Origin of the sequence: Paraburkholderia sp. J7, from assembly GCF_905220155.1 — a bacterium.
Lineage (GTDB): Bacteria > Pseudomonadota > Gammaproteobacteria > Burkholderiales > Burkholderiaceae > Paraburkholderia.
On sequence record NZ_CAJMYZ010000015.1, the window covers coordinates 191,112 to 215,212 of the forward strand.

Genomic DNA, 24,101 nt, shown 5'->3' on the forward strand with positions numbered 1-24,101 from the left:
TTACCGGACGCTGCCGGCCACACGCGCGCGTGCATCCGGGCGCAAGCTCGCGTCGGCACGCAAATCGAAATGCGCGTAGTCGGGGAAGAGCTGCGGCGCCTTCATGTGCAACGGCAGTCCAGCCAATGTGAGCTCGCGCTGCCACGCGTGAACGTGCCCGATGCCGGCGCGACTGGCCATCGTGCGCGCCTTCGACGCTGCCGCTCTCGCCCCGGCCCGGCGCCCCATGCTCAGAATGTCGAGCAGCGCATTGCCCATCAGCCGGTTGCGCCCGTGAATCCCTCCTGTGACCTCTCCCGCGCAGTACAGGCCGGGCACGCTCGTCGCCCCGTCCTTGTCCACTGCGACGCCGCCGTTCTGATAGTGAAGAGTGGGATAAACAAGAAACGGCTGCCGTGCCGGATCGATACCGCACTTGTGCGCAAGGTGGCGCAACGTGACGAGACGTTGCGCCAGAATGCCCGGATTCTCCATTTCGAGCGTCGGCGTGTCGAGGAGCACCCCGACCTGACCGTCGTGCGTGATGCCGCGCCCTTGCGCGCATTCGCGCAGGATTGCCGACGCCACCACGTCCCGCGCCTCGAGTTCGTCGACGAAACGCTCTCCTTCGCCGTTGATCAGCTTCGCCCCTGCGGAGCGCGCCGCCTCCGAGATCAGGCCGCCCGCCATGTGGGGCGGCCAGGCGACCCCGGTCGGGTGATACTGGAACGAGTCGAGCTCACGCAGCCGCGCGCCGATTCGATACGCCAGGACGAGGCCATCGGCGGTTGCGCCGTAGTGGTTCGAGGTGGGAAAGGCATTCAGATGCAGCCGCCCCGCTCCGCCCGTGGCGAGGATCACAGCACGGGCTCGCACCAGCACGAAAGTTCGCCATTCGAGGTTGTAGAGCACGGCACCCGCGCAGTTTCCGCGTTCGTCCGAGAGCAGTTCGACCACCGGGCAGCGGTTCCAGACCTCGACGCCGGCATCGAGGTCGACGGCCTCGCGCAGTACGCGCATCATCTCGAGCCCGGTGTAGTCCCGATACGAGAGAATGCGCGCCGCCGAAGCGCCACCGGGCTTCTTGCGCAACAGATTGCCGCCGATCGGCCGGTCATCCTCGAGATCGAACATCATGCCGAGCTGGATGAGCCAGCGAATCACATCGGGGCCGTCCATCACCATTTGTGCGACGAGCTCGGGATCGCCGCAGAAATGGCCGGCACGCAATGTGTCTTCGAAGTGCAGCTGGGGGCTGTCGTCCTCACCCACGGCCGCCTGGATTCCCCCCTCGGCCATCACGGTGTTGCTGTCGCCGAGGCGCAGCTTGCAGGCAAGCATGACCTGCGCGCCCTCTTTCGCCGCGGTGAGCGCCGCAGCGCATCCTGCGCCTCCGCCGCCGACGACCAGCACGTCGGTATGCACGAGCTGCGCGCCGGCCAGGTCGACGTCGTCGATCAACGCGTTGGCCTGCAACTGGCGCGCGAGATCCGGCTGGCAGGACTCGCCCCGGTTCACACCAACGGCCAGGGCCGCGCGCGCATTCGGCCCGTGGTCGGGGTGATAGCCCTTGAGGAGATCGTCGACGGACTGGTCGTCCGCACGCAGCACGGGCGCAACGCCGGCGCGGTAGCGCAGAAGCGCGTTTTCGTAAGGGATGCCGATAGACATGTTCGTAGGTAACGGTCAACGCGGCGGCTGCGCGCCTGGTGCGTCGAAGTCGATCTTCATTTCGCCGCGCTCGATCTGCTGCAGCCTGCGAATAAGATTGGCCGGACGCAGCGAGTGAGCCGCAATCATGCGCCTCACGAACAGGCCGAGATGGTTGGGCCGAATGTGCTCGGGACAAGCGAGCGTGCAGAGGTTGCACATGACGCATTCGTCGAAAACCTGACTGGATGCGTCGAGCCTGCCCTCCACCGCCAGGTTCACACCACGCTGGACTTCGAGGCCTTTCGGACAGGCGCGGTCACAGCCGCTGCAATGGCGGCAATGGGACGCTTCCGGGAATATTTCGGACATGGTGCGTAGCGCCTGCCAGCTATCGCCGAGGTCCTCCATGCGATACACGTGGCGCGCAGGCGTCGTCAGGTAATCGAGGAAAGCGACCTGCATGCCTTCTTCGACCAGCGTCTCGCACGCGAGTACGGTCTTGACCTCCGGCTCACCGCTGCGCCGGACCATGACGCGACAGGACCCGCACACACCCTGCCCCATGCAACCGACGCCTTCGACGAGCGTCTGGCCAGCGTGCACAAAGGCCTGCAGGATCGAGCAGGTGGCCGGCGCTTCCAGCTCGCGCCCCTCAATGCTCAGGCAAACCATATTCGGTCTCCTTGCGGCGCATCGGCGCCGCACTGGCGAACCCACGGAAAACGTCATATGAACCTTAGCACAACGCCGGTTGTAGCCATGCGCAGGTCGCATGCGCGTGAGGTATCGATCTAAGTGACGACCTCCTCCGCCTCGACCGCTGACGAAGGCAGAACTTTAAGCGCGAGGACGACGCCGCAGACAATGGCTCCGACGCCGACTGCCTCGTTGAACGTCGGCCATCGGCGACTCGCCACCAGACCGAACGACGTGGCGAACACGGTTTCCGTGACGATAAGCTGACCCGCGAGCCCAATCGGAAGCCGCTTTGACGCAATCGTCCATGCCCACGAACCGGCAATCGACCCAACCGCGGCGAGCACCAGGGAGCTGAGGAGGATGATCCCGAACGAAGGCCATTGCAATCCGAGGCTGGCGAAATTCAGTAGTGACAGATGCGTGGCCACAGGAACGAATAACGCGATTTCGATTGCGCCACCGATCATCATCATCGCTGTCCATTTGCGCGGGTCCATTGTCGGGCGCTTTTTGAGTGCGTTCCGATTCGACAGTGCGAACGCTGTCCACAGCGAGACTGCCCCGAATGAAATCGCGACTCCGGCGATGACGCTTGCCGACAGGCCGTTGAGTGCCGCGACGAGCCCGGGCCAGTTCACCATTACCAGCCCTAATGCTATGAAGCCGAGCGGCAGGCTCAACACTCTCCACGACGTGGCTTGTGGGCCCTGGTTGCCGGCGATGGCCAACACCACGGGCACAGTTGCGACGATGGCAGGCGGGATAATCGGGCCGGCGAACCGTACGGCCGCCATGATGGTCACGAAATAGCCAACATACCCGACGAAACCGAGCCACGCGGCGACCAGCCAGTCACCTGTGTCGGTGCGTGCGCCCCGATCCTTCACCGCCACGAACAACAGCAGGCCCAAAATTCCCGAGAGCAGGAAGCGTGTCACGGCCATGTCGTAAATGGTGTAGGGGCCAACGACATAGGGCGCCACGAAATTCAGTGACCACGAGAAGGCTGCAAAAACGGCGGCCGCGACGCCGATCAAAAACTGCGCTTGCATACTTATTCTCCGAAGTCGCCTGTAACGAGGTTATCGACTACGGACCTGGCGGCATTCCAGAATAAGGCAGATAGTTGTCCAGGAACGACAACCAATCACAGCGTGTCCGCCGGAGTCCGCGTCGGCTCATCACGCTGCTGGAACTGCTTCTTCGGCATCCTGAATACTCTCACCTATGCTGTCTTTTTGCCGAAATCGGGGCTGTCTGTTACGACCGGTCGCTTTCACGCAGGCAAACAGACTCGCGGCCAGCGCGCGACCTGGACCGCTCGCAAGTTCGAGCGCGAGTTGACAGTTCACCGAATTGTGGAGCGCCAAAGCATGCAAGCTGCATAATGGCGATGGACGAATGCGCGGCCAGGTGCACTGGCGCCTGTTCATTCGATGCCGGTTTACTAACGTCATTCGCGGCGGAGGTCTACAGATGACACCGTGCAGCTACGACGTCGTGATCGCGGGCGGCGGCCTTGGCGGCGCCGCGCTTGGCCGCGCACTGGCGGGCGCCGGAGCGCACACGCTCATTGTCGAGCGCGAAACGATGTTCAAGGACCGCGTGCGTGGCGAAGGCATCTTCCCGTGGGGCGTGGTCGAAGCCAGTACGCTCGGGATTGAACGCCTGCTTCTCGACGATGGGGCGCACGTGGTGCCCTTCTGGAAGAAATACACGGGACCGGGTCATATGGATTGCCGGGACCTTGCCGCCACTACCCCCGCCCACACCGCGTGTCTGAACTTTTTTCACCCGGCGATGCAACGCACCCTGCTGGACGCGGCAGAAGCATCGGGGGCAATTGTGCTGCGTGGAGCCGAGGTGGTAGGCGTCGAACCCGGTGATGTGCCGGGCAAGGCGCCGGTTGCCGAGATACGCACGAACGAAGGCAAACATTGGGCGAAAGCGCGCCTCGTCGTGGGCGCTGACGGTCGCAGGTCGGTAGTGCGCCGGACCGCGGGCTTTTCGCTTAATCAGGACGCCGGACGACTGGTTGTTGCCGGGGTTTTGTGTGAAGGGCTGGATGCTCCAGAAGACGCGATCCACCACTTCCAGTGCCCGGCATTGGGACAGACCGCACTGATCTATCCAATCGGCAGTCAGCGATTTCGCACGTATTTTGTCTCGCGGGTCGGGCAGCTTGCGCGGCCCATCAGCGGAAACGGCCACATCGGCGAATTCGTCGATGCGTGTGTCGACACGGGCGTGCCGCGCGACTGGTTCGAACACGCGCGTGCCATTGGCCCGCTTGCGTCATATCCCGGTGCCGATAGTTGGGTCGATCATCCCTGCAACGGCGGCGTGGTGCTGATTGGGGACGCCGCGGCGGCCAGTGACCCGGCGTGGGGAGGAGGGCTGTCGTTGACGCTGCGTGACGTCAGGGTGCTGCTTCACCGTTTGCTTGCGGGTGATGACTGGGAAGCCGCTGCGCACGCATACGCTTTTGAGCACGACCGGTACTACGGCGCTCTGCACCGTGTGCACGACTGGCTCGCCCAACTGCTGTACGAGCGCGGAAAGAGTGCTGATGAGCGCCGCGCCCGTGTTCTGCCGTGTCTCGCAATGGAACCCGATCGCATGCCCGATATCAGAGGGATGGGGCCCGAGGCTCCGTCGGACGAAACGGCGCGTCGGCGTTTTTTCGTCGAGGATGGCATCTTGCCGCGCGCTGAAAGGGGCACAGCCTGATCGGTACGGCAGCTGGCCAACGCTCATTCAAGCGGGCGTGCTGCTGATTAACCACATCGCGCCGGGCAACCGCACTCTCGCACCGTCCGCATAGGGCGCAAGCGCCTCGCGAACCGATGCGGTGGCGGCAGAGACAATCTCTGCTGGCTGATTGCGCAACCAACTATTCACCGCGCCGATCTGGGTTGACTGAACCACCGCCTCCTCCAGCCCACGGCCAGCGGCGATATCGAGGTCCATGTCGAGCTTCTCGAAGTGCGGCGGCGCCCAGCCGGCCGCCGTGGCAACCTCGGTCACGTGGTTCCGATCGGCGAAGGCGAACATTCCGGGCGCGTTGGGCACCGGCTGCGGCCTCGGCGGCAGGTGCCGCGCAGCCGCGGCCATCGGCACTTCCATCCACGGGTTTTCCGCCAGCGCGCGCCAGCACACGAGCGCCATGCGCGCGTCCGGTGCGGCGGCGCGGCGCATATTGGCGAACGCCGCCACCCGGTCGCCGAAGAACATCACGCCGAACGCGGAGATCAGCAAATCGTATTCGTCCAGCGCGGCGGTTGCCGGATCCGTGTGCCGCCAATCGACATTGGCAATGCCGGCGGCGCTCGCGCGCCTTTTACCCTCAGCAAGCATCGGCCCGGAAATGTCCACCCCCGCCACGCGGCCCGACAAACCCACGGCGCGCGCGAACTCCAGCGTGGGCGCGCCACAACCGCAGCCGATATCCACCACCCGCTCTCCGGCATGCGGTGTGGCAAAGGTAAGCAAGGCGTTTGTCACCGGCGCGAGCGTGATGTCGGTGTGCTCCTGTCGCGCCACCCAGATGTCGCCGCCGTTCCCGTTCCAGAAGGCAAGCATGTCGGCGTTGATCTCTTCGGGCGAGGCCATCCGGGTTCTCCTACGGGGCGGGGGAGCACGTCGCGGCTTCGCCGAACGCCAGATTTTCTAGTATTCCTTAATTAACCGGGCCAACGACTCTGCCTCTCGCGCAATGGCTTCGTCTGCCGATACACCGTCATTGATCCATAGCTGGACGGTATCCACGAACGCTTTTTGTGCCGCGCCGCACAACTGGGTGATACGGATTCGATAAACGCCATCGAAGCTGAACACCTCCAGACGCCCTTCGTACTCACGCGCATAGAACTTCATCGTTCGCTCCTTGAGTCGCCGCCGTGCGTTCCTTCGATGCTGCGGGTATCGCCGCCGCGCCCGCGCGTGCTGCCGCCCTTTCGCACGAGCACGAGCGCGCCCTTTCGTCGCGCACGATCTGCACGCGAACGGGGGAGTTTTACCGCTACGTCGACATTCAATGCGCGGCGGCCCCGCACCGCTCACTCACGCGCGGCCACTCATGCCTCGCATGCGCCTTGCAAAATGGGCACGCTCGGCGTCGTCCATCAGCGCCAGAAACTCGTCCGCTTCCATATGAACCAGTTCTTCGTGATCGCCCGCCTCGAAATAGATGTCCGGCTGCCCCGCCAGGTTCGCTTCGAGATAGGTTTTCATGCCATACGCCCCGCAGATCGGCGGCAGCGCCCCAGCATCGCAGTCCTTGAACAGCTCGCGCAGGTCGGCTTCTGTCGCGAGGGCGAGCCTGCGGCCTGTCTTGTTCCAAAGCTCCGACAATTGCACGGCGTAGGTCGAGGGCAGTACGACGGCCACATAGCCGTGCTCGTCTTCGAGCAGTACGGTTTTTGCAAGGCGGTCGCCGGGAATGTGCGCTGCCGCAGCGCTTTCCATGCTCGAATGACTGTATGGGTGGCGCACGATTTCGTAGCGTGAGCCCTTGCTGCGCAGGCGTTCCTGCAGAGTGGTCGACATCGACATGGCACACCTCCTGTCGAATGCGTAGAAGAAAACCAACCGCTAGTCACCACTTCAGAATAGTTCACACGCGCGTGAATAGCACGCCGGCGCCGCCGCAGATTCGCAGTACGAAGACCTGGCGGCGCATGTTGTGAAGTGACTATTTCGACTTATGACCGAATAGGGAAAAGCGCGCTTTCCCTACCTGCTGCGAGTCCGCGCCGAGCACCCCAAACTCGACGGGAAACCGCGTGTAGAAGACGTGAACGTGCTCAGCTTCAACGGCGTCGAGCATGCGCTGCGCCTCATCTTCCGTGACGGCGAGAATAACCTGCACCGGTTGGTCAGCGAGATTCAGCAGATGCGCCCCATGATGTGCGCCGGCATGCCCAGTCCCCTCCGCGCAATTGATCACTGTGACGCCATGAATTCCCAGGCGGCCCGCTTCGTGAAGCAGCCATTCGCACACCGTCCGATGTCCGTGATGGCGGTCATGTTCGGTGTAAAACGTAAGCTGAAAGCCGTTCATGCCCTCCTCCACGCGCGGGAGACCGCTGAGCAGAAGCTGCAGCCGGAAGGTCTCGGTGCCGACCCGCCACCGAAGGACCCTCAATCCATTCTAGTGCAAGGGTCTGGCGCCGACATGTGCTGCATTGCAGCGCACGCGGGCGACATAGGGGACAAGCTCAGCGTGTTCTGTCCTCAGTCCGCAGCTTTCGTTCCAAGCGTGGCATATTCGATTCGCGTACGCGTATAAAAGAGGGGAACACCGCCGCCGTTGAGCTTGTCGAGCAGGTTGTCAATCTGCGCATCTCCGGCGATAAGGGTGACGGCGACCGACTGTTCCGCAAGCTCGAAAAAACGAGCCGCATGATATTTTCCCTTGTGGTCTACACCTTCGGCTACCTCGACCACGGTGGCGCCATGAATGTCCGAACTCCTGGCTTCCTCAAGTATCCAGTCAACGACCGAAAGGTGCCGGACACGATGACTCTGATTAGCCGCATAGATGGTCAGTTGACTACCTTGCATAAACACCTCCTGATCAAGTTAATGAACTGTGCTGGGCCAAAAGCCAGAGAAGCGACGACGCCCCGCTGGCTGCTGCCCTGGGGTCAAGCCTTAACGCGTGGCGAACGCTCCTGCATATGCCCAGCATCGTCTGACTCCATTGCGTCTTCCTCGAATAAGGCGCGGTACAAGTCCTGCCCGAAACTCGTTTGCAGCGGCTCTCCCTGAATCAGGCGGAACGTGCGCTCGCCGTCTTCCCGGCGTTCGGCCCGCAGAAAGACTGCGGGAAACGCGCATTCAGTAGCGAGACCCTTTGCCAACGTGAACAGATGCGTGACAAGGCATATCTTTACGCGCGCCTCGAGCAGAGCGTCGATAATCGCTCTACCGACTTCCGAGCCCTCACGTTCGTTGGTCGATGCAAACGACTCGTTTGACAGGAAGAGCGCGTGAGGCCGGATATGGTCAACGACCTCGCTCATGCGTCTTAACTCTTCGTCGAGTTTTCCGCTTTGCATCGTGACATCTTCCTCCCGCTTGTAGTGCGTGAAGATCCCAGTTGCGACGTTTGCTTCAAATGCCGAGGCGCCGACGATGCCGCCCGCCTGGAGCAGTACCTGTGCGATTCCAATACTACGCAAAAAAGTCGATTTCCCGCCCTGGTTCGCGCCGGTCACGACCATAGCATCCTTGCCGTTCGCGTCGACATCGTTGCCCACCGGTGCGTGCTCCATACGCAGTGCGAGACTGATGTCGTACAGGCCTGAGAAGCTGTGCCTGCGCTGCTCAACCGGAAAAGGCACAGGAAAACAGACTGGCAAGCCTCGCTTTGCCAGTCTGTTGCGCAAATTCATGAAACCCAGATAGAGGCCAAGCTCCGCGCGCAACATCGCGAAGAAGCTCTTGATGTGATCAGCCGACTGGGCAAGCGCGTTTGCAACGTGGTTGATGCCGCGCGCTTCAAGTTCGGCGACTGCACGGGCGCCGTTCTCATCTCGCTCGGCAATGCGGAACGTGTATGAGGGTGGCCGCCTTGCGAATAGACGGCGAATCAGATTCGGGTCCGGCTCGTGGGGTCTGCGTAAAACGTAGTGTGTGCCCTTGTTGCCACGACCTGGTTGCGCACTCATCAGCACACCGCGGTTGAACCTGAGTTCCTTCAGGCAATACTTCACGGCCGCGAAATAGTCATCCGGCAACGCTTCGCGCACCATCGCGAAGAACCGTCTGAACCCGGCTGATTCGAATGACGACGTTTCATCGTCAGCGAGCTGGCGCAACTTCACCAACGAGGCGAGATACGCCTGCACGAGGTCTCGGGCCGCGTGCAGGACGCTGCTAGCCGAAGCCGTCAATCCCCAGTAGAAGCTCTTGCGCTCTGTCTCTTGTGCCTCCACGGCAATCGCATAGAGCCGCCGTACAACGGCCTCGTGGCTCAGACAATCCCTGAGCACGGCTTGTCGATAAAGAATGTCGTCAAGCTCATCCAGACTGACGGTCACGACCTTCTTCGCCACACCCTCGAGAAATTCGTCGCCCGCCCCCATCGCCGCAAAAACGCTGGCGAGTTCGAGATCCCGCGTGAGTGTGGTTTCGTTCCATTGTTCATCGCGATGCCAGTCGAAATCGCGCTGCGCATAGAGCAACCATGCTTTCATGGTACAAGGCGCTCCTTCAGGCGTTCATAGGTGAGCCCGTACTGCTCGGCAACAGAGACGGCGTATGCGCGTCCATCGGCGGGCTTTCGGCGAATACGGAACGTTCGCCCAGCCGGATTGGACGGGCAGATTTCACTGACCATGCTCACTGTCTGCGCGCCGAGCCTGGCCAACTCTTCGACAAAAGTCACGCATACGCAAAGCGCGTCGCGTTCCATCATCCGGTTGATGATTCGGCGGCAGAGAAATAGCGCATCGGCAAGCGTCGTGGAACTGAAAATCTCGTTCACCACGATGACGCTGCGGGGCGTGGCTCGCGCCAGGATGGCGTGCATGCGCATGAGGTCATCCTGCAACTTGCCGCGCATGTCCTTCGTATTCTCTCCGCGCTCAAAATGTGCAAAGAGCTGATCGCAGAGATACAGGCGCGCCTCACTGCCAGGCACCGGGCAGCCAAGCCTCGCGAGGTAGTGAAGTTGCCCGAACGCTCTGGCGAAAGTCGTCTTGCCGCCATTGTTGGGACCCGAGACAACAATAATGCGCTCAGCACGCTCCAGCCAGAAGTCGTTGCGCACGACTGGAAGCTTGTCTGCGCACAGCTTGTGCGCGAGCGCCAGGTCGAACGTATCGTGACAACGTTCGGCCTTGCTCGACGACGAAACCACCGGGAAGCAGAATGGAAGACCTTGCTCCCGGCAATTCTGAATATAGGCGTCGTACGCGATGTAGAACTGCGCCTCGCGGTCGAATGAGGCGATGGTGGCATCAAGGAAGTCAGTGTGATTGAGCTGGAAGCTGGCGAGCATCGCAAACGGTTGAGGCTGGAGCCTGGCGACGTAGTCCAGTATCTGTGCCTCGACGTGATTCATTTCCGGCCATTCCTTGACCTCGACACTGTGGTCCTTGACCTCACCCTGCTTGAATCGCTCGAAAATAGCCACGACGTATGCGCTGTAATCGCTCTCGCGGTCGTCATTCAGCACGGTCACCGCGTTGCCGTGAATGTGAACCGCGTATCTAACGGCCTCCAGCGCCGTCTGCAGTTCCACCACATCTCGCCTGAGTCCAATGAAGACCTCGCCACGACGATACTCTGCAAGCCACGCGCTGAATTCTCGCAAGCCTGCCGACTTCGGTTGAGCCTCATGTAGCGTTGCGCCTAACGTCCCAAGCGCATCGCAATACCGGAACGCAGCTTCGAGAAACCACCACTGCTTTTGTCGCGGATAGTAAAGCTTCTCTGCCTGTGCCAGCGCTGAGCGCATCTTGCGCATAGCCTGCGCAAAGGCGTGAATACAGCGGGAAATCTCGTGGTTCCCGAGGTCGCGCATCACGTCGTGCCGATACTGTATTGCACTCTCACGGTCGAGCGCTGCACGAAAGAATGGCTTCAGGTTGTACTCGTCATAGCCCTGCGTGACCTTCAGCTCAATCTGGTCGAGATTCAGGTCGCCAAAGCACTCCGGCTCGTGCACTTCGCCAGCAGGCGGCCCGTCTTCGGGCGTCTCAAACAGGATGCTGTGAAATCCCATTTCCAGTCCCTCGTCGCCACGCCTTTGGCAAAGCGCGACGAAACCCAGGCCCAACGAAGGTTGGGCTGTGACGATGTGAACCGGGAGTTGCCGTCTTGACGGCACAGACACAGGTGGGGCCAGCGAAGAAACCGCATGCACCGACAGTGCCTGTTCCCAGGCCGGTAGGCATCATTAGCCCGTCGGGGCGGTTCCAGGAGAATGCCATCTCCTGCAACAACGTTACGCCTCTATCGGCGGCGCTGCAAGCCCCCAGGCGGGCGTACCCGGGCAGAACGCGGTGTGTGGCGGCTGCCGCATCGACAGCGTTCGAACGCGCCGCAGGCCGCCTGCGCGGGCATGGCAGGTGCGAAAGTGAGGAAGTCTCGGGTGTCCAGTCGCGGCCCGCGCGATAATGTGCCACGGCCCACATGAGATATGCGATGACAACCCCATTCGACGAGGCAACAACGGCGGCGATCGCCGCGTTTGCCCAACTGGACTTCTACACGGCTGTGCAGGCGATGCGCGCCGAGGCCGACTACGACCGCGAACGCGACCAGTGGATCTCGCGCTACATCGACGAGCACGGCGGCGGCGCGGACGATGCGGCATACGACGCCTTGCACGCGCAGGCCCAGGCAACGCCGGAATACGCGCAGTTCGTCGATGCCGTTCGTAGGGAGATCCTGGAATACTTCGGTGTGACCGACGATCAACTGGAGTGGATGATCCTGCTGCGCGACGACGACAGCGATGCCCTTTGGGCGGAGGTCAACCGGCAGCGAAACGTGCTGGGCACGGGTGAAGTGCGCGGAGACCTCTGATCGCCGCTGGGCATCGGGGTGTGACCAGAGCGTCGCCCCCGAAAATCAGGCCGTACCGTACCCGCGAGAACGGCTAGAACAAATGCCGGATGCCCACACGCGACAGGAATTGCTTGTCTGTCGACGACGTGCCGGCCAGCGCGATCGATGCCTTGGTGCTGTCCCCGAATGCCCGCTGCGCATGCACGTCGAGGTAGACATCCGTGCGCTTCGAGAGCAAATAGTCCACGCCGCATGAGAGCGTAAGCCAATGCGACGCATCGAGCTTGTCGTACGTGAGCTTGGTGGCGAGCACGAGATCGGGCCGGGGCCGATACTCACCGCCAACGTGAATCACCTGATCCTGTGCGCTGGCGTTTCCAAGTTCCAGATGGGTATTGGTATAAACCGCTGACACCCGCCATTGACCCGGTGTATAGGCTGCGCCAAATCCGAAGATGCGCTGCTTGTCGACGAGCAACGCGGTAGCGGGCGTGATCGGGCGCCCGAAGATTTCCGCCGCGCCAGTCATGCCGACATAGACGGGCGCACCATTGATATCGGTGTAGAAGGCGCCTGCGGCAAAAGCACTGCTGGCGTATTGCAACGTTGCACTCACGGCGCGACCGGCGTTTGTCGTGGTGTTACCGGAACTTGCGCCGAAGCTGTACTGTGCTCCAGCCGAAAAGCCCGCAACCGTGCGCGACATGAATTGCACGGTGTTGTTCAACCGCTCGCCGGAAACGCGATCCAGGTCGCCGTTTTCAACACTGTAGATGCCACACGACAAGCACGGCAAATAGCGGATCATGGAGTACGCGAAGTCGTATTGACGCCCGAGCGTCACATCTCCAATCGACGCATCGCCCAGGCCGACATAGGCCTGCTTGCCGAACAGCAATCCGCCTTGCCCCAGCGTACCCGTGTTCACCGAGTAGCCGTTTTCCAGCTTGAATAGCGCATGCTTGCCGCCGCCCAGGTCTTCGACACCCGTGAAACCTAGCGAGTTGCTCTTGTTGATGCCGTCTGCCATGGCGAAAGACGAACTGCCGTGGACGTTGCTCACGTAGGTCAGCCCTGTATCGAGGCTGCCGAAAATCGTCACGCTCGACTGCGCGTTCGCAGCACCGTGCATACCGGCCAGCACGAGGCCGGCGATCATGGTCTTTTTCATGTCTCGTTCTATTGTCTTTATGGTGAAAAATGCAGGCGCGCGAGCGCCCCTGCCAGGCTTACGCCCGGCATGATGCGAAGGTGCGGTGAGTAGCTGGCCGGGCGCGGGCGCTGCCGCGCACGGCGCAGGACGCTATCTGGACACGTCCACGTTGCGTGTTTCGGGAAGCATCGCCATGGCGGCAAGGCTCAGCACGCTGGTCGCCACCATGTACCACGCGGGCGCCATCGGGCTTCCGGTCCAGGCAATCAAGGCCGTCACGGCGAACTGCGTGGTGCCGCCGAACAGCGTCGTGCCGATTGCGTAGACGAGCGACACACCCGTGCTGCGAAAGCTGGCGGGCAGCAATTCGGGCATGACCACCATCGCCGCCGTTGCGCTCATGGCCGTCAGCAACGCGAGAATCACCGTCACCAGCAGGAAGCTCGTTGCACCCGGCGCGGCCTGCAGCCACAGGAACATGGGCACGCTCAACAACATCAGGAGCACGCGCGGTGCAATCAGCACGATCTTGCGGCCGCGCATGTCGCACAGCCATCCGCCGGCGAGGCCGCCTGCAAACGTCAACAGGCCGCCGACCAGCGCGCTCGTCTGCGCGATCGTTGGCGGCAGCTTCAGCGTCTGGATGGCGTAGGTCGTCATGTAGTTGCCGATCTGCGAGGAGACCGCGCCCGAGAGCGTCATCAACACGCCCAGCACCAGGTAGCGCCGATGCGTACGCACGACGCCGCCCAATACCTCAGACGCCGTGCGAGCGTCGTTGTCCTCGAGCGTTTCGGGCAAACTCCGGCGAATATAGACAGCCACTGGAACGAGCAGCAGGCTCGCGATGAACGGAATACGCCAGCCCCATGCCGCCAGCTGGTCCGCGCGCAATGTCATCGATACCAGAACACCGAATACGCCCCCCACGGCGACTGCAATGCCCTGGCTTGCGAGTTGCCAGCTTGCATAGAGCGCCCGCCGCCCAGGTGGCGCGGCTTCGATGAGAAGCGCCGTCGCCGGACCGACCTCGCCGCCTAGCGCAAAGCCTTGCAGAAGCCGGCACAGCACCACGATGAGCGGCGCCGCCATGCCGATGCTGGCATACGACGGCGTGGCGGCCATTCCCAGCGTGCCGACCGTGATCAGCGCAACCGTGAGAATGAGTGCGGGCTTGCGCCCCGCACGATCGGCAAAAGCGCCGATCAGCACCGCGCCTAGCGGGCGCGTGAAAAAGCCCACGCCGAACGTCGCCGCCGCAAGCAGCAGGCTCCCGTACTGGCCGCCGACCGGAAAGAAGGCGCGCCCGATATAGACGGCGAAATACGCGTAAATCACGAAATCGTAGAATTCGAGCGCATTGCCGGTCACCGCTGCCGCAACGGCCTTGCGGCTGATGACCGGGCGCACGCCGCTGACGGTTCCGGCCGGCTCTGTGTTTGGGGCGCCCTGGCAGTTGCCGGGTGCGTCGACAAGGGTGGATCGCATGATGTCTCCGTTATCTGGTGCGGTTCGTTCGCGGGCGCGTCAACCGGCCTCGGTCGCGTTTGCTGGCTCCTGCAAACCGCGCACGGTCTGCAGAAATACGTCGCGCCCCTGCTGCCAGATCGCGGCTTGCCAGTCGTCGGCCTGCGGATAGAACGCGTCCTTGAGCGCCTGACGAATCGACGCGGCCTGCGCCACGTCGGCGCCGCCGCTTCGGTGCAGCCAGTGCTCGGCGCGCATAGCGGGCAGCACGAGCGAAGGCGGATGCGTACCGAACTCCAGGCAGATATTGGTGTGCTCGGCCTGCGGGCACGCTTCGAACTGTCCGTACTGAATCGGGCCGGTCATCGGAATGCTGGTCGACGTGCCCTGATTCACCGAGGTCACATCGTCGCCCCACCACCGCCGCGCGCGCGCCAACGCGCCGCCTTCATCGAGACAGGCGAAAATCCGCTCGCCGTGGCCATAGGGACCGAGACCCGTATGAATGTCGATCGAGCCGATGCGAAGGCAACGCTGGGCGTACTCGCGAAGAATCCGGCGAAACGTGCGATTGCTCCACGCCGGTTCGGCGCCGCCGTAGTGAAGACCATCCTCGAAAACGTACTGACCCAGTCCGACTGCACGCTGAAAGCCGCGGGCACCCCATTGCCTGCGCAACAGGTCGAGCGTCGATTCGTTGTCGTCAGCGGGCGGCCACGTGGCCGGCAGCAGCAGGTCGTGGATTTGCGCATAGCGCTCGTTCACCGGCTGCGCGGTGCCGAAGTCGACGAAGTTGCGGTTCAGATCGACGTTCTCGTGTGTTGCGCGACGTGAATGCGAAAAGCCGTACGGGTTGATGGCATGGATATGCAGCACAGCGGTGTCGGCGTCGGCGACACGCCCGAGACCGAGCACGCCGGTCTGGATCGCCGAACCGCAATAGCCTTCCACGCCGTGCACGCCGCTAATGAGGATCACGAGTTTCGCAGCATCACGCGGACCGTCGAGCACGACATCGGTCGCGAGCACTTCTCCATCTTTGCCTTCGAGCGGCAGGACATGCGAGTCGACGGCGAGGCCTCGTGCAGTGGCGGCATTGAGGAATTTGTCGCGCGCTTCAGCGTAGTTGCGACTGAACAGGGCGCGAAATTGAGTGTTCGACATGATTCGATGAGGGGGTTGCTGTGTCGCGCGCACGTCAAACGCGCGCATTGTGTGCGCGCGCGTCACGGCGCGAACGGCAGGCGGCACCAAAGGCTTCAAAAATGGCGAGCGACAGCGGGCTGTCGTCGATGCGCATCTCGGGGTGCCACTGAACTGCCAGCGCAAACTGCGGCACGCAGCCAATCGAGAACGCCTCGATCAGTCCGTCAGTTGCGACGGCCTCCGGGCGCAGCCCAGCGCCCAGGCGGTCGACGCCCTGGTGATGCAGCGAATTCACCTGCTCCACCGGGTTCGTGCCGATCTTGTCGAGCACACCGCCGGGCATGATCCGCACAGCGTGGCTGTCGTCGTACCAGCGTTCGATAGGCCGGTCGTGATCGCCTTCGCGATGATCGAGCCGGCCAGGCTGCGCGTGCACCGCGGCCTCGAGTGTGCCCCCGTACATGACATTGAGCTCCTGCAAGCCACGGCAAATGCCGAGCGTCGGGATGCCGGCCGCGATCAGGTCCGGCAACACGTCGAGAACGGCTGCATCGCGCCAGCGGTCCTGCCGTGTCGTTTCCGGCAGCGGCGAAGCGCCATAGCGCTCGGCGGCGACATTGGAAGGGCTGCCGGTCAGCACGATGCCGTCGAGCGTCGCGGCCAGCGTCTCGCCGTCCAGCGCCTCGGTGCAGGCCGGCAACAGCACGGGCAACGCCCGCGAGATCGTGGCAACGGCACGCACGTAGCCGTGCAGGACGGAATGCCCGCGATGCCCGTAGTGCTCGATGCTGTCGGAGATGATGCCGACAACAGGACGGCGCTGGCTTGGGGTCGTATCGAGAGGCATGGGCGTGAAGAGTGAGTCAATGCCCGCGCAGTCTAAGCAGCCCTGCGACTTGTGTACATTGCGTATTTCTGGGGGATACAATGCAGTTTCTGCAAGTGAACCCACGAAATGAACACTCGCCAGATCCGGCACTTTCTCGCCTTGCTCGACCACGGCTCGCTTGCGGCCGCGGCTGAAGCCGTTCATTTGAGCCAGCCCGCGCTTTCCCGCAGCATCCGCTCGATGGAAGACCTGCTGGGCGTGCCGCTCTTTGACCGAACCGAGCGCCGGCTGCGGCCGACGCCCTACGCGCAGGCCTACGAGCCCCGCGCGCGGCGGATGATTCTCGATGAAAAGGAAGGCGCGCGCCTGCTGGCGCTGATGCAGTCGGGCGAATCGGGATCGCTCGCGTTCGGAATGGGTTCGTCACTCGCGCCCATCCTCCTCGAGCCCATCGTGCTCGGGCTGATGAACGCATCGCCCGGAGTGAAATTGCATAGCGTGATCGAAACATCCGAACGGCTGGTGGCCGCGCTATTGGCCGAACGCCTGGACTTCTTTGTCGGCGATATTCGCGTTGCGCGTGAGCACGCCGATTTGCGTGTCATGGCGCTGTACCCCTGCACCTTCGGCTGGTTTGCCCGGCGCGGACATCCGCTCGCGGGCCGCCGGAAGGTGACTTTCGACGATATGCGCGCGTATCCGCTCATTGCCGCCGGTTACGTCGAACCCTCGCTGGCCAGGCGCCTCGGCGACCTTTATGGCCTGAATGCGCCTGTCATCGATTATTTCTCCGTGACAACCGACGACGTCGGCACGGTTCACAGCATTCTGCAAAAGAGCGACGCCATCGTCGCCCTGACCGAACTCGCGATCGTCTCGAAACTGGAATCTGGCGATGCGGTGGCGCTCGCCGTCGATCCGCCATTGGTCATGGACCTGACGCTCGGCATCGTGCATCACGCCGAGCGCACGCTCGTGCCCGCTGCGCAGCAGGCATTCGAGATTGTTGCCGACTGTTTTTCCAGGGTCGGCGCGCGCATTGTCGCTGCTAAAGCCAGCGGGCCGTGAGCCGATTGATTATTGAACGTGTACCCAATGCATTCGGTCTGCAGCAACGGGGCGCGTCGTCGATTTCCTTCAGTATCGATATCCGGATTGAGTTATGTCCCGTGCCGAACGTCTCCTTCAACTCCTGCAAGTGTTACGTCGTTATCGACGCCCTGTGAGCGGCCAGGCCCTCGCTGACGAGCTCGGCGTAAGCATCCGCACGTTATACCGGGACATCGCCAGTTTGCAGGCGCAAGGCGCCATGATCGAGGGGGAGCCAGGCATTGGCTACGTGATGAAGCCGGGCTTCATGCTTCCCCCCATCATGTTCCGCTCGGAGGAACTCGATGCCCTGGTGCTCGGAATGCGCTGGGTGGCCGATCGCGGCGACAAGACGCTATCGGCCGGCGCGCTCAGCACGCTTGCGAAAATAGCCGCCGTACTGCCCGCTGAATTGCGCCGCGAACTGGAGGAGTCTTCGCTGCTGGTCGGCGCACCGTTGTCGAGACCGGCCCACATAATCTCGCCGGACCTTTTGCGTGCCGCTGTCCGCGCGGAACGAAAGCTCGAAATAACTTACGTGGACGGCGCGGGCATTCACTCCCGGCGTATCGTTTGGCCTTTTGCCCTGGTGTATTTCGACCAGGCGCGAGTCCTGATGGCGTGGTGCGAGCTGCGAGCCGATTTTCGGAATTTCCGTTCGGATCGGATCTTGAGTGTCGAGCAGATGGAGGAGCGCTGCCCAAAGAGGCGCTCCACACTGCTTCGTGAGTGGCGCAAGCGCAATCAGGCCGCCAGCCGCACCATACTGCCAGAATCTGACAGTATGGATCAGTAGACTGAAGCTCCTTTCTTGGCGAGGAGTTCAAAATGAAGTTCGCATCGGTTCGCGTTGTGACCACGGATATCGAAAAGCTGGTCGAGTTCTATCAGAGGCTTTCCGGGATCGAGGCTGTCCGTCTCGCCGATGGGTTTGCCGAAATGCGATTCGAGGGCTCTACACTGGCGATATCATCTGAGCACCTGATCAAGCTATTCAATGTCGGCGCCGCCACTGCCGCAGCCAATCAATCGGCAATCCTGGAGTTCGAAGTGGAGGACGTTGACGCGGTGTTCGAACGGATGAATGCATCCGGAGCAACCATCGTGATGCCGACGACGTTGATGCCTTGGGGCAATCGCTCGCTCCTGCTGCGCGACCCGGATGGGAATCTCGTTAACTTGTTTTCTCGCCCCGGACGTTGAGAAAAGCCGCCTTCCCGATGGCCCACTGCTACCCTGTTCGTTCATTTTCGAATGACCGCATCGGGAAGACGCGAACGTCTCCTGAAGGTCGGGTTATGACTTTTGCATAAGAGGCAGCGGCGGCGCGTGAATGCGGCGCGCCTCCTCGACCGGCAGAGCCGACAATCACGCAAGACGTATCTCTCGCTGGCCGGTCGGTCGCAATAGCGCACGCAAGGCCATGATTTTCGGCCTGGATCTCACCAAGCCTATGAGATCATGCCAGGATTCACGTCTAATGCGGCAGGTCATGTCATCTTCCAGCGCAACGTCCGCCAACGCCCTTCCCCTGAGCAGCATCGGCAGCATACTCGCGTCCATGTTCTGCTTTGCCGTGGTGGACGCGCTGGCGAAGACGGTTGCGCTGCAATATCCAGCCAATGAGGTGACGTTCTTTCGGATGCTGTTCGGCTTGGTCCCCGCGGTGGCGATGTGCTGTGTGGGACCTGTTCCCCTGACCAGGCGGCTGGCAAATGTCGATCTTGGAGGGCAAACGGTGCGGGCGTTGATGCTTCTGGGCGCATCGGGCCTCTTTTTCGCGGGATTGCCTTACGTCCCCTTGGGTGAAGCGGTAGCGCTTGCCTATTCCGAGACGTTGATCGTTATTCTCCTCGCACCGTTGATTCTGCGAGAACGCTTGACGCTGCGTTCGGTAGCGGCAGCGATCGTTGGATTCCTGGGCGTGCTGCTCGTGGTGCGTCCGGGCGGTGGGCAGTCGAGCTGGCTCGGCCCGGCTTTCCTTCTACTGAGCGCGGTCTTCGGCGCGTTGTCCATCTTGCAGATAAAGCGCATTCGTTCTACCGACGACTCGGAGACGACAGTTCTCTTCTTCACCATGGTGGGAACGGTCGTTACCGGATGCACACTTCTATTCAGCTGGCGAACACCGTCCGCCAGTTCGCTGCTGATTATGGCAATTCTCGGGGCCTTCGCGACAGCCGGGCAACTTTTAATGACGATGGCTTTTCGTCAGGCGGACGCAGGCAGGCTCGCGCCCTACAACTACACAAGCATCGTGTGGGCGGCGTTGTTCGGTTACATCGTGTGGCATGAGACGATGCAACCGCTATCCCTCTTCGGAATAGCGTTGATTGTCGGTAGTGCAATTGCCGTCGCCATAAGCAGGAAGGATACCGAGGGTCCGCTTGCGTGATGCAGCGGTCTTTTGCAACCTCGCGGCTTCTCCGCGCGGCCAGAACCCGACGCTCAGCCGGATTGTCGTAACGGCCGATCATGCGCGACTAGGGATGAATGGTTTCGCCGCGATTCAGCATGCCGATGAACTCCTCGATCTTGCGCACCCGTGTTGCGGGCTTTTTGGCATTCTGTATCCGGAACAGGATGGCGTAGCGGTTTCGGCCGCTCAGCGTCGCAAAGAACGCGCTGGCCTCGGGATTGGCATCCAGTGCGGCCTGCAGGTCGTCCGGCACGACCGAGTTGCTGGCCGAGGTATAGGCGGCCTCCCAACGGCCATCCCCTTTGGCTTTCTCGACTTCCCGCATGCCCGAAGGACGCATTCTGCCTGCCGCGATCAGCGCTTCGGCGCGGTCTTTGTTGAGTTTGGACCAGATACTTTTCGCGGAGCGTCGGGTGAAGCGTTGCAACCAGTATGCTTCACATTCTGTCTGTTTCTGGCCGTCGATCCAGCCATGACAAAGGGCGCTTTCCAGCGCCTGTTCGTAGGTCAAGGTTGGCTTCCCAGCGCCCTTTTTCGCGAGGCGAAGCCATATCCCGGTCGAGGTCGCGCCGTTTTGCGTCAACCAGTTTTCCCATTCATTCTGGTCAAGGAACGTCAAACGAGGCTCAGTCATGGAGGATCCGAATGGTTGCAGTTCGGCAGCGAAGCATTTTTGTTCACCGATACCTCGCAGATTACCGACTTGCGCGAATTTGGGAATACCCGATTGATCGACAATTCAGCGTGTACCCATCGGGAATCAGGACAGCACAGACATGATGTTTCAGATCGATCGGCAAAAATCTGAGGGTCGCGTCTCGCTAACGAAAAGGAAGCAATAGCACTCGTAAATGAGTAGGATTGCTTATATCCACAACGCATGGCCTGACAAGACTCCATCCTTGTTTCGGGCAGCGGGTGGCGGCGGTGCCGCGCATCGCCGCCTCGTAGCACAGCTTGCCAGCGCGGCGCGATCAGCCGGTAACCGCTAGAATTGCGATTTTAGCCCGGAATACGCCAATGTCTTTTGCCTCGCTTGGCCTGATCGATCCCTTGCTGCGCAATGTGCAGGACCTCAATTACCAGACACCTACGCCGGTGCAGGCCAAGGCGATTCCTGCTGTCCTCAGCGGCCGTGACGTCATGGCTGGGGCACAAACCGGCACTGGCAAAACGGCGGGGTTTGCGCTGCCGCTGCTGCAACGGCTGGTGCAACACGGACCGGCGGTGTCGAGCAACCGCGCGCGTGTTCTGGTGCTGGTGCCCACGCGCGAACTGGCTGAACAGGTGCTGCAAAGCTTCATGGCTTACGGCAAAGGGCTCGACTTACGATTTCTGGCCGCCTACGGCGGTGTGAGTATCAACCCGCAGATGATGAAGTTGCGCAAAGGCGTGGATGTGCTCGTTGCCACACCGGGCCGTTTGCTCGACCTGAATCGACAGAACGCCGTGCAGTTTGATCAGGTACAAACGCTGGTGCTGGACGAAGCCGACCGCATGCTGGATCTGGGCTTTGCGCGCGAACTCAACGCCGTTTTTGCAGCCTTGCCCGCGCAGCGCCAGACCCTGCTGTTCTCTGCCACGTTTACCGACGATATCCGCGCCATGGCGGCGAACATTCTGCACGGCCCGGTCAATATCAGCGTCAGCCCGCCCAATGCAACGGCCAGCAAGATCAAGCAATGGGTGGTGACGGTCGATAAAAGGAACAAGCCCGACCTCTTCATGCACCTGGTGGCCGAGAACCACTGGGAGCACGCGCTGGTGTTCGTCAAGACCCGCAGTGGCGTGGATTACCTGGCGGCCATGCTGGAAGATGCGGGCTATGCGGTCGACACCATCCACGGCGATAAACCGCAACCCGCGCGTCTGCGGGCGCTGGAGCGCTTCAAGACGCGCGAAGTCCAGATGCTGGTCGCCACCGACGTGGCTGCGCGCGGGCTGGATATCGACGACCTGCCGCTCGTGATCAACGTGGATCTGCCGATCGTGGCGCAAGACTATGTGCACCGTATTGGCCGCACCGGCCGCGCGGGCGCCAGCGGCGTGGCGGTGTCCCTCGTGTGCGCCGATGAAGCGCCGCAACTGGCCGCGATCGAAGCGCTGATCCGGCAAACGCTGCGCCGCGAAGAAGAGCCGGGCTTCGAAGCCGAACACCGCGTGCCGGAAACCAGCGCGACGGGCCAGATCATCAAGAAACCCAAAAAGCCCAAGAAGCCCAAAGTGCCGCAAGCGGCGACGGGTGCCGTGCAGCCGCCCGGCAAAAAAACGCGCCCGCAAAATGGCGCAAACAAACCCAAGCCTGCCGCGCAGCGCACGGCGGCCGCGGGCAAAGGCACGAGCCTGACCAGCGGTAGCCCATTCAGCGTGCAAAAGCCACGCGGCAAACCCGCCAGCAAGCCAGCTGCGGGTTCACGTAAGCCAGCTGGCAAACCCGCGGGCGGCCGCGGCAAACGCCAACCCTGATCCGTGGGGATAAGTCACGCCGGCCGTGGAGCAGGCTGGCGGCTCGCGGCCGGCATTCATCCGGTCCGAGCCTGTCCTTTGGGGGCGGCACAGCATCGACTCTATGTTGACGGAAGCCACATCTCTGACTAAAGTCAGAGATATGAGCACAGCCGACATTCTCCAGATTCGTCGCTTTAACCGCATCGTCGCCGAAAGCATCGGCGCCATCGACGATCATTTCCTCGGACGAGGCCGCCCGATGGGTGAATCACGCCTGCTATGGGAGATTGGTGTCGAAGGTGCGGATATTCGCGCGCTACGCGCGCGGCTAAACCTGGATTCAGGCTATGTCAGCCGGACCCTGGCGTCTCTTGAGCGACAAAACCTTGTTGCCGTCCTCACTCATCCGAACGACCGGCGCGTACGCCGGGCCTGCCTGACTGCGCAAGGGCTCATCGAAAGGGCCGAACTCGAACGGCTCTCCGACGCCGTCGCTTCACGCGCGCTCGAGCCGCTCAGCGATGAGCAGCGACGCAGACTGGTTGCAGCCATGTCTGAGGTTGAGCGTTTGCTACAGGCGTCCCTTGTGCAATACGTGCTTGAGAAGCCGGATAGCGATGATGCGCGGTGGTGCTTCGAACAATACTTCGGCGAGCTAAACGAACGCTTCGAGGCGGGATTCGACCCGTCCATGAGCCTGCCCGCAGACGCTCATGAACTGACGGCGCCGGAAGGCGCGTTGATCGTCGCGAGACTCCATGGAAGCCCCATAGGCTGCGTCGCGCTGAAGTTTCACAAGAAGTCTCCGGCCGAACTCAAGCGGATGTGGGTGAGTCCCGCCGCCCGGGGTTTGGGTGTAGGCCGCCGGTTGATTGTCGAGGCGGAGAAGCGTGCCCGGCAGGCCAAAGCGCGCGTGATTCGCCTGGAGACAAACCGCGCTCTGCGCGAAGCGATTTCGCTATACCGGCAATCCGGATACATCGAAGTCGATGCGTTCAGCGCGGAACCCTATGCCCATCACTGGTTTGAAAAGCGGCTGGTTTGAACGGCCTCGCCGACATAGGGCGCTGCTCGTGCACAGTCGCACAATCGCACAATCGCACAATCGCACAATCGCACGATAGCGGCGAGCGAATCAGGGCGACTGAGGATAGTGAGGAATTGTCTGACTAAGGCAAACCCACGGTTGGGCGCTCGATGTCCAGATATCCACCATCGGTTGAAACTCCGACGAATTGTCGAGCGTAGGGAAACGAACGGACATGACTTCTGGTGCAGTCTCGCCATAGGTGAACAGAGGAGAGCCGCAATCGGAACAAAAGCTGCGAGTCGCGAGCCGGCCACTGCCAGCGCGGACCGAGTACGTCTTCGGCGTCCCCGTGATCGTCATGTCCGAGACCCGGACGATGAAGCCGGAAGCAAAAGGAGCGCCGCTTGAGCGCTGGCAGTCCAGACAGTGGCAGTTTAGCGTCGCAATTGGCGCGCGCGAGCATACGTAACGGATCGATCCGCATGCACAGCCGCCGGAAAATGGAGCAGTCACGTTACTGTTTCCTCCTTCGCCCTAACTCGCTTTCACTGGCATCTCGCAGATCCCTCACTGGAAGCTTGCCACCTGGCGCTGCCTCAGCGCGGGCGCAGTGTAACGCCACCCACATTACAAGGCAAATAGCCGGTTTCACCCTTGCGAACGTCCT

24 protein-coding genes and 1 riboswitch are annotated in these 24,101 nt (G+C 61.9%); of the genes, 8 read left to right on the forward strand and 16 right to left on the reverse strand.

What is annotated here, in order from left to right; translation table 11 throughout:
- From U5A58_RS24390 to U5A58_RS24400, 3 genes are all read right to left on the reverse strand, one after another.
- Positions 1-1,650, reverse strand: a complete 1,650-nt coding sequence (locus tag U5A58_RS24390; RefSeq protein WP_321963378.1) for an FAD-dependent oxidoreductase — start codon at positions 1,648-1,650, stop codon at positions 1-3.
- 15 nt (positions 1,651-1,665) lie between these two features.
- A complete protein-coding gene (locus U5A58_RS24395) occupies positions 1,666-2,304 on the reverse strand; it encodes a 4Fe-4S dicluster domain-containing protein (RefSeq protein ID WP_321913244.1) in 639 nt (212 codons plus the stop codon).
- A 119-nt stretch (positions 2,305-2,423) separates the two neighbouring features.
- Complete coding sequence (locus tag U5A58_RS24400; RefSeq protein WP_321963379.1) at positions 2,424-3,383, reverse strand: DMT family transporter; 960 nt, start codon at positions 3,381-3,383, stop codon at positions 2,424-2,426.
- Positions 3,384-3,732: 349 nt separating this feature from the next.
- Between U5A58_RS24400 and U5A58_RS24405 the strand changes: the two genes are divergently transcribed.
- Positions 3,733-5,061 carry an FAD-dependent oxidoreductase gene (locus tag U5A58_RS24405; RefSeq protein WP_321963380.1) on the forward strand — a complete coding sequence of 443 codons (1,329 nt, stop codon included), beginning with the start codon at positions 3,733-3,735 and terminating at the stop codon, positions 5,059-5,061.
- 27 nt (positions 5,062-5,088) lie between these two features.
- Here the strand turns inward: U5A58_RS24405 and U5A58_RS24410 are convergent, their stop codons facing one another.
- The 7 genes from U5A58_RS24410 to U5A58_RS24440 all read right to left on the reverse strand — a co-directional run bounded on the left by U5A58_RS24410 (position 5,089) and on the right by U5A58_RS24440 (position 11,065).
- Positions 5,089-5,943: a class I SAM-dependent methyltransferase gene (locus U5A58_RS24410; protein ID WP_321963381.1), complete on the reverse strand. Its 855-nt coding sequence runs from the start codon at positions 5,941-5,943 to the stop codon at positions 5,089-5,091.
- 57 nt (positions 5,944-6,000) lie between these two features.
- Positions 6,001-6,207 (reverse strand): hypothetical protein, encoded by a 207-nt coding sequence (locus U5A58_RS24415; RefSeq protein ID WP_321913240.1) that lies wholly within the window; start codon positions 6,205-6,207, stop codon positions 6,001-6,003.
- 186 nt (positions 6,208-6,393) lie between these two features.
- A complete protein-coding gene (locus tag U5A58_RS24420) occupies positions 6,394-6,885 on the reverse strand; it encodes a YbaK/EbsC family protein (RefSeq protein ID WP_321913239.1) in 492 nt (163 codons plus the stop codon).
- Between the two features lie 139 nt (positions 6,886-7,024).
- A complete protein-coding gene (locus U5A58_RS24425; RefSeq protein ID WP_321963382.1) occupies positions 7,025-7,393 on the reverse strand; it encodes a DUF190 domain-containing protein in 369 nt (122 codons plus the stop codon).
- Positions 7,394-7,566: 173 nt separating this feature from the next.
- A complete protein-coding gene (locus U5A58_RS24430) occupies positions 7,567-7,896 on the reverse strand; it encodes a DUF190 domain-containing protein (RefSeq protein ID WP_321963383.1) in 330 nt (109 codons plus the stop codon).
- Between the two features lie 83 nt (positions 7,897-7,979).
- On the reverse strand, positions 7,980-9,533 hold the full coding sequence (locus tag U5A58_RS24435) for a MutS-related protein (protein ID WP_321963384.1): 1,554 nt from the start codon (positions 9,531-9,533) through the stop codon (positions 7,980-7,982).
- Complete coding sequence (locus tag U5A58_RS24440) at positions 9,530-11,065, reverse strand: MutS-related protein (protein WP_321963385.1); 1,536 nt, start codon at positions 11,063-11,065, stop codon at positions 9,530-9,532. Before U5A58_RS24440 ends, U5A58_RS24435 begins: the two co-directional genes overlap by 4 nt.
- 158 nt (positions 11,066-11,223) lie before the next feature.
- A riboswitch (Fluoride riboswitch) is annotated at positions 11,224-11,286 on the reverse strand.
- 201 nt (positions 11,287-11,487) lie between these two features.
- On the opposite strand from U5A58_RS24440, the gene U5A58_RS24445 reads away from it, so the two are divergent.
- Positions 11,488-11,871 (forward strand): ATP-dependent protease, encoded by a 384-nt coding sequence (locus U5A58_RS24445; protein ID WP_321963386.1) that lies wholly within the window; start codon positions 11,488-11,490, stop codon positions 11,869-11,871.
- Between the two features lie 73 nt (positions 11,872-11,944).
- On the opposite strand, the gene U5A58_RS24450 is transcribed toward U5A58_RS24445, so the two are convergent.
- The 4 genes from U5A58_RS24450 to U5A58_RS24465 all read right to left on the reverse strand — a co-directional run bounded on the left by U5A58_RS24450 (position 11,945) and on the right by U5A58_RS24465 (position 16,652).
- On the reverse strand, positions 11,945-13,024 hold the full coding sequence (locus U5A58_RS24450) for a porin (protein ID WP_321963387.1): 1,080 nt from the start codon (positions 13,022-13,024) through the stop codon (positions 11,945-11,947).
- A gap of 132 nt (positions 13,025-13,156) precedes the next feature.
- Positions 13,157-14,494: an MFS transporter gene (locus U5A58_RS24455; protein ID WP_321963388.1), complete on the reverse strand. Its 1,338-nt coding sequence runs from the start codon at positions 14,492-14,494 to the stop codon at positions 13,157-13,159.
- A 39-nt stretch (positions 14,495-14,533) separates the two neighbouring features.
- Positions 14,534-15,637, reverse strand: a complete 1,104-nt coding sequence (locus U5A58_RS24460; RefSeq protein ID WP_321963389.1) for a M14 family metallopeptidase — start codon at positions 15,635-15,637, stop codon at positions 14,534-14,536.
- 34 nt (positions 15,638-15,671) lie between these two features.
- A complete protein-coding gene (locus U5A58_RS24465; RefSeq protein WP_321963390.1) occupies positions 15,672-16,652 on the reverse strand; it encodes a gamma-glutamyl-gamma-aminobutyrate hydrolase family protein in 981 nt (326 codons plus the stop codon).
- On the opposite strand from U5A58_RS24465, the gene U5A58_RS24470 reads away from it, so the two are divergent.
- From U5A58_RS24470 to U5A58_RS24485, 4 genes are all read left to right on the forward strand, one after another.
- A complete protein-coding gene (locus U5A58_RS24470) occupies positions 16,575-17,516 on the forward strand; it encodes a LysR family transcriptional regulator (RefSeq protein WP_321913229.1) in 942 nt (313 codons plus the stop codon). The two genes, U5A58_RS24465 and U5A58_RS24470, sit on opposite strands and share 78 nt — an antisense overlap.
- A gap of 94 nt (positions 17,517-17,610) precedes the next feature.
- Positions 17,611-18,333, forward strand: a complete 723-nt coding sequence (locus tag U5A58_RS24475; protein ID WP_321963391.1) for a YafY family protein — start codon at positions 17,611-17,613, stop codon at positions 18,331-18,333.
- Positions 18,334-18,365: 32 nt separating this feature from the next.
- The gene (locus U5A58_RS24480; protein ID WP_321913227.1) at positions 18,366-18,740 is read left to right on the forward strand and encodes a VOC family protein; all 375 of its coding nucleotides are present in this window, start codon (positions 18,366-18,368) and stop codon (positions 18,738-18,740) included.
- Between the two features lie 289 nt (positions 18,741-19,029).
- Positions 19,030-19,932: a DMT family transporter gene (locus tag U5A58_RS24485; protein WP_321963392.1), complete on the forward strand. Its 903-nt coding sequence runs from the start codon at positions 19,030-19,032 to the stop codon at positions 19,930-19,932.
- Positions 19,933-20,020: 88 nt separating this feature from the next.
- Here the strand turns inward: U5A58_RS24485 and U5A58_RS24490 are convergent, their stop codons facing one another.
- Complete coding sequence (locus U5A58_RS24490; RefSeq protein WP_321963393.1) at positions 20,021-20,590, reverse strand: YdeI/OmpD-associated family protein; 570 nt, start codon at positions 20,588-20,590, stop codon at positions 20,021-20,023.
- A gap of 386 nt (positions 20,591-20,976) precedes the next feature.
- Here U5A58_RS24490 and U5A58_RS24495 point away from each other — a divergent pair, with 386 nt between their 5' ends.
- Both U5A58_RS24495 and U5A58_RS24500 read left to right on the forward strand, forming a co-directional pair.
- Entirely contained in the window at positions 20,977-22,422 is a 1,446-nt protein-coding gene (locus U5A58_RS24495) for a DEAD/DEAH box helicase (RefSeq protein WP_321963394.1), read from the forward strand.
- A gap of 142 nt (positions 22,423-22,564) precedes the next feature.
- Complete coding sequence (locus U5A58_RS24500) at positions 22,565-23,449, forward strand: helix-turn-helix domain-containing GNAT family N-acetyltransferase (RefSeq protein WP_321963395.1); 885 nt, start codon at positions 22,565-22,567, stop codon at positions 23,447-23,449.
- 90 nt (positions 23,450-23,539) lie between these two features.
- Here the strand turns inward: U5A58_RS24500 and U5A58_RS40880 are convergent, their stop codons facing one another.
- Positions 23,540-23,947: a GFA family protein gene (locus U5A58_RS40880; protein WP_415774064.1), complete on the reverse strand. Its 408-nt coding sequence runs from the start codon at positions 23,945-23,947 to the stop codon at positions 23,540-23,542.
- Positions 23,948-24,101 lie beyond the last annotated feature (154 nt).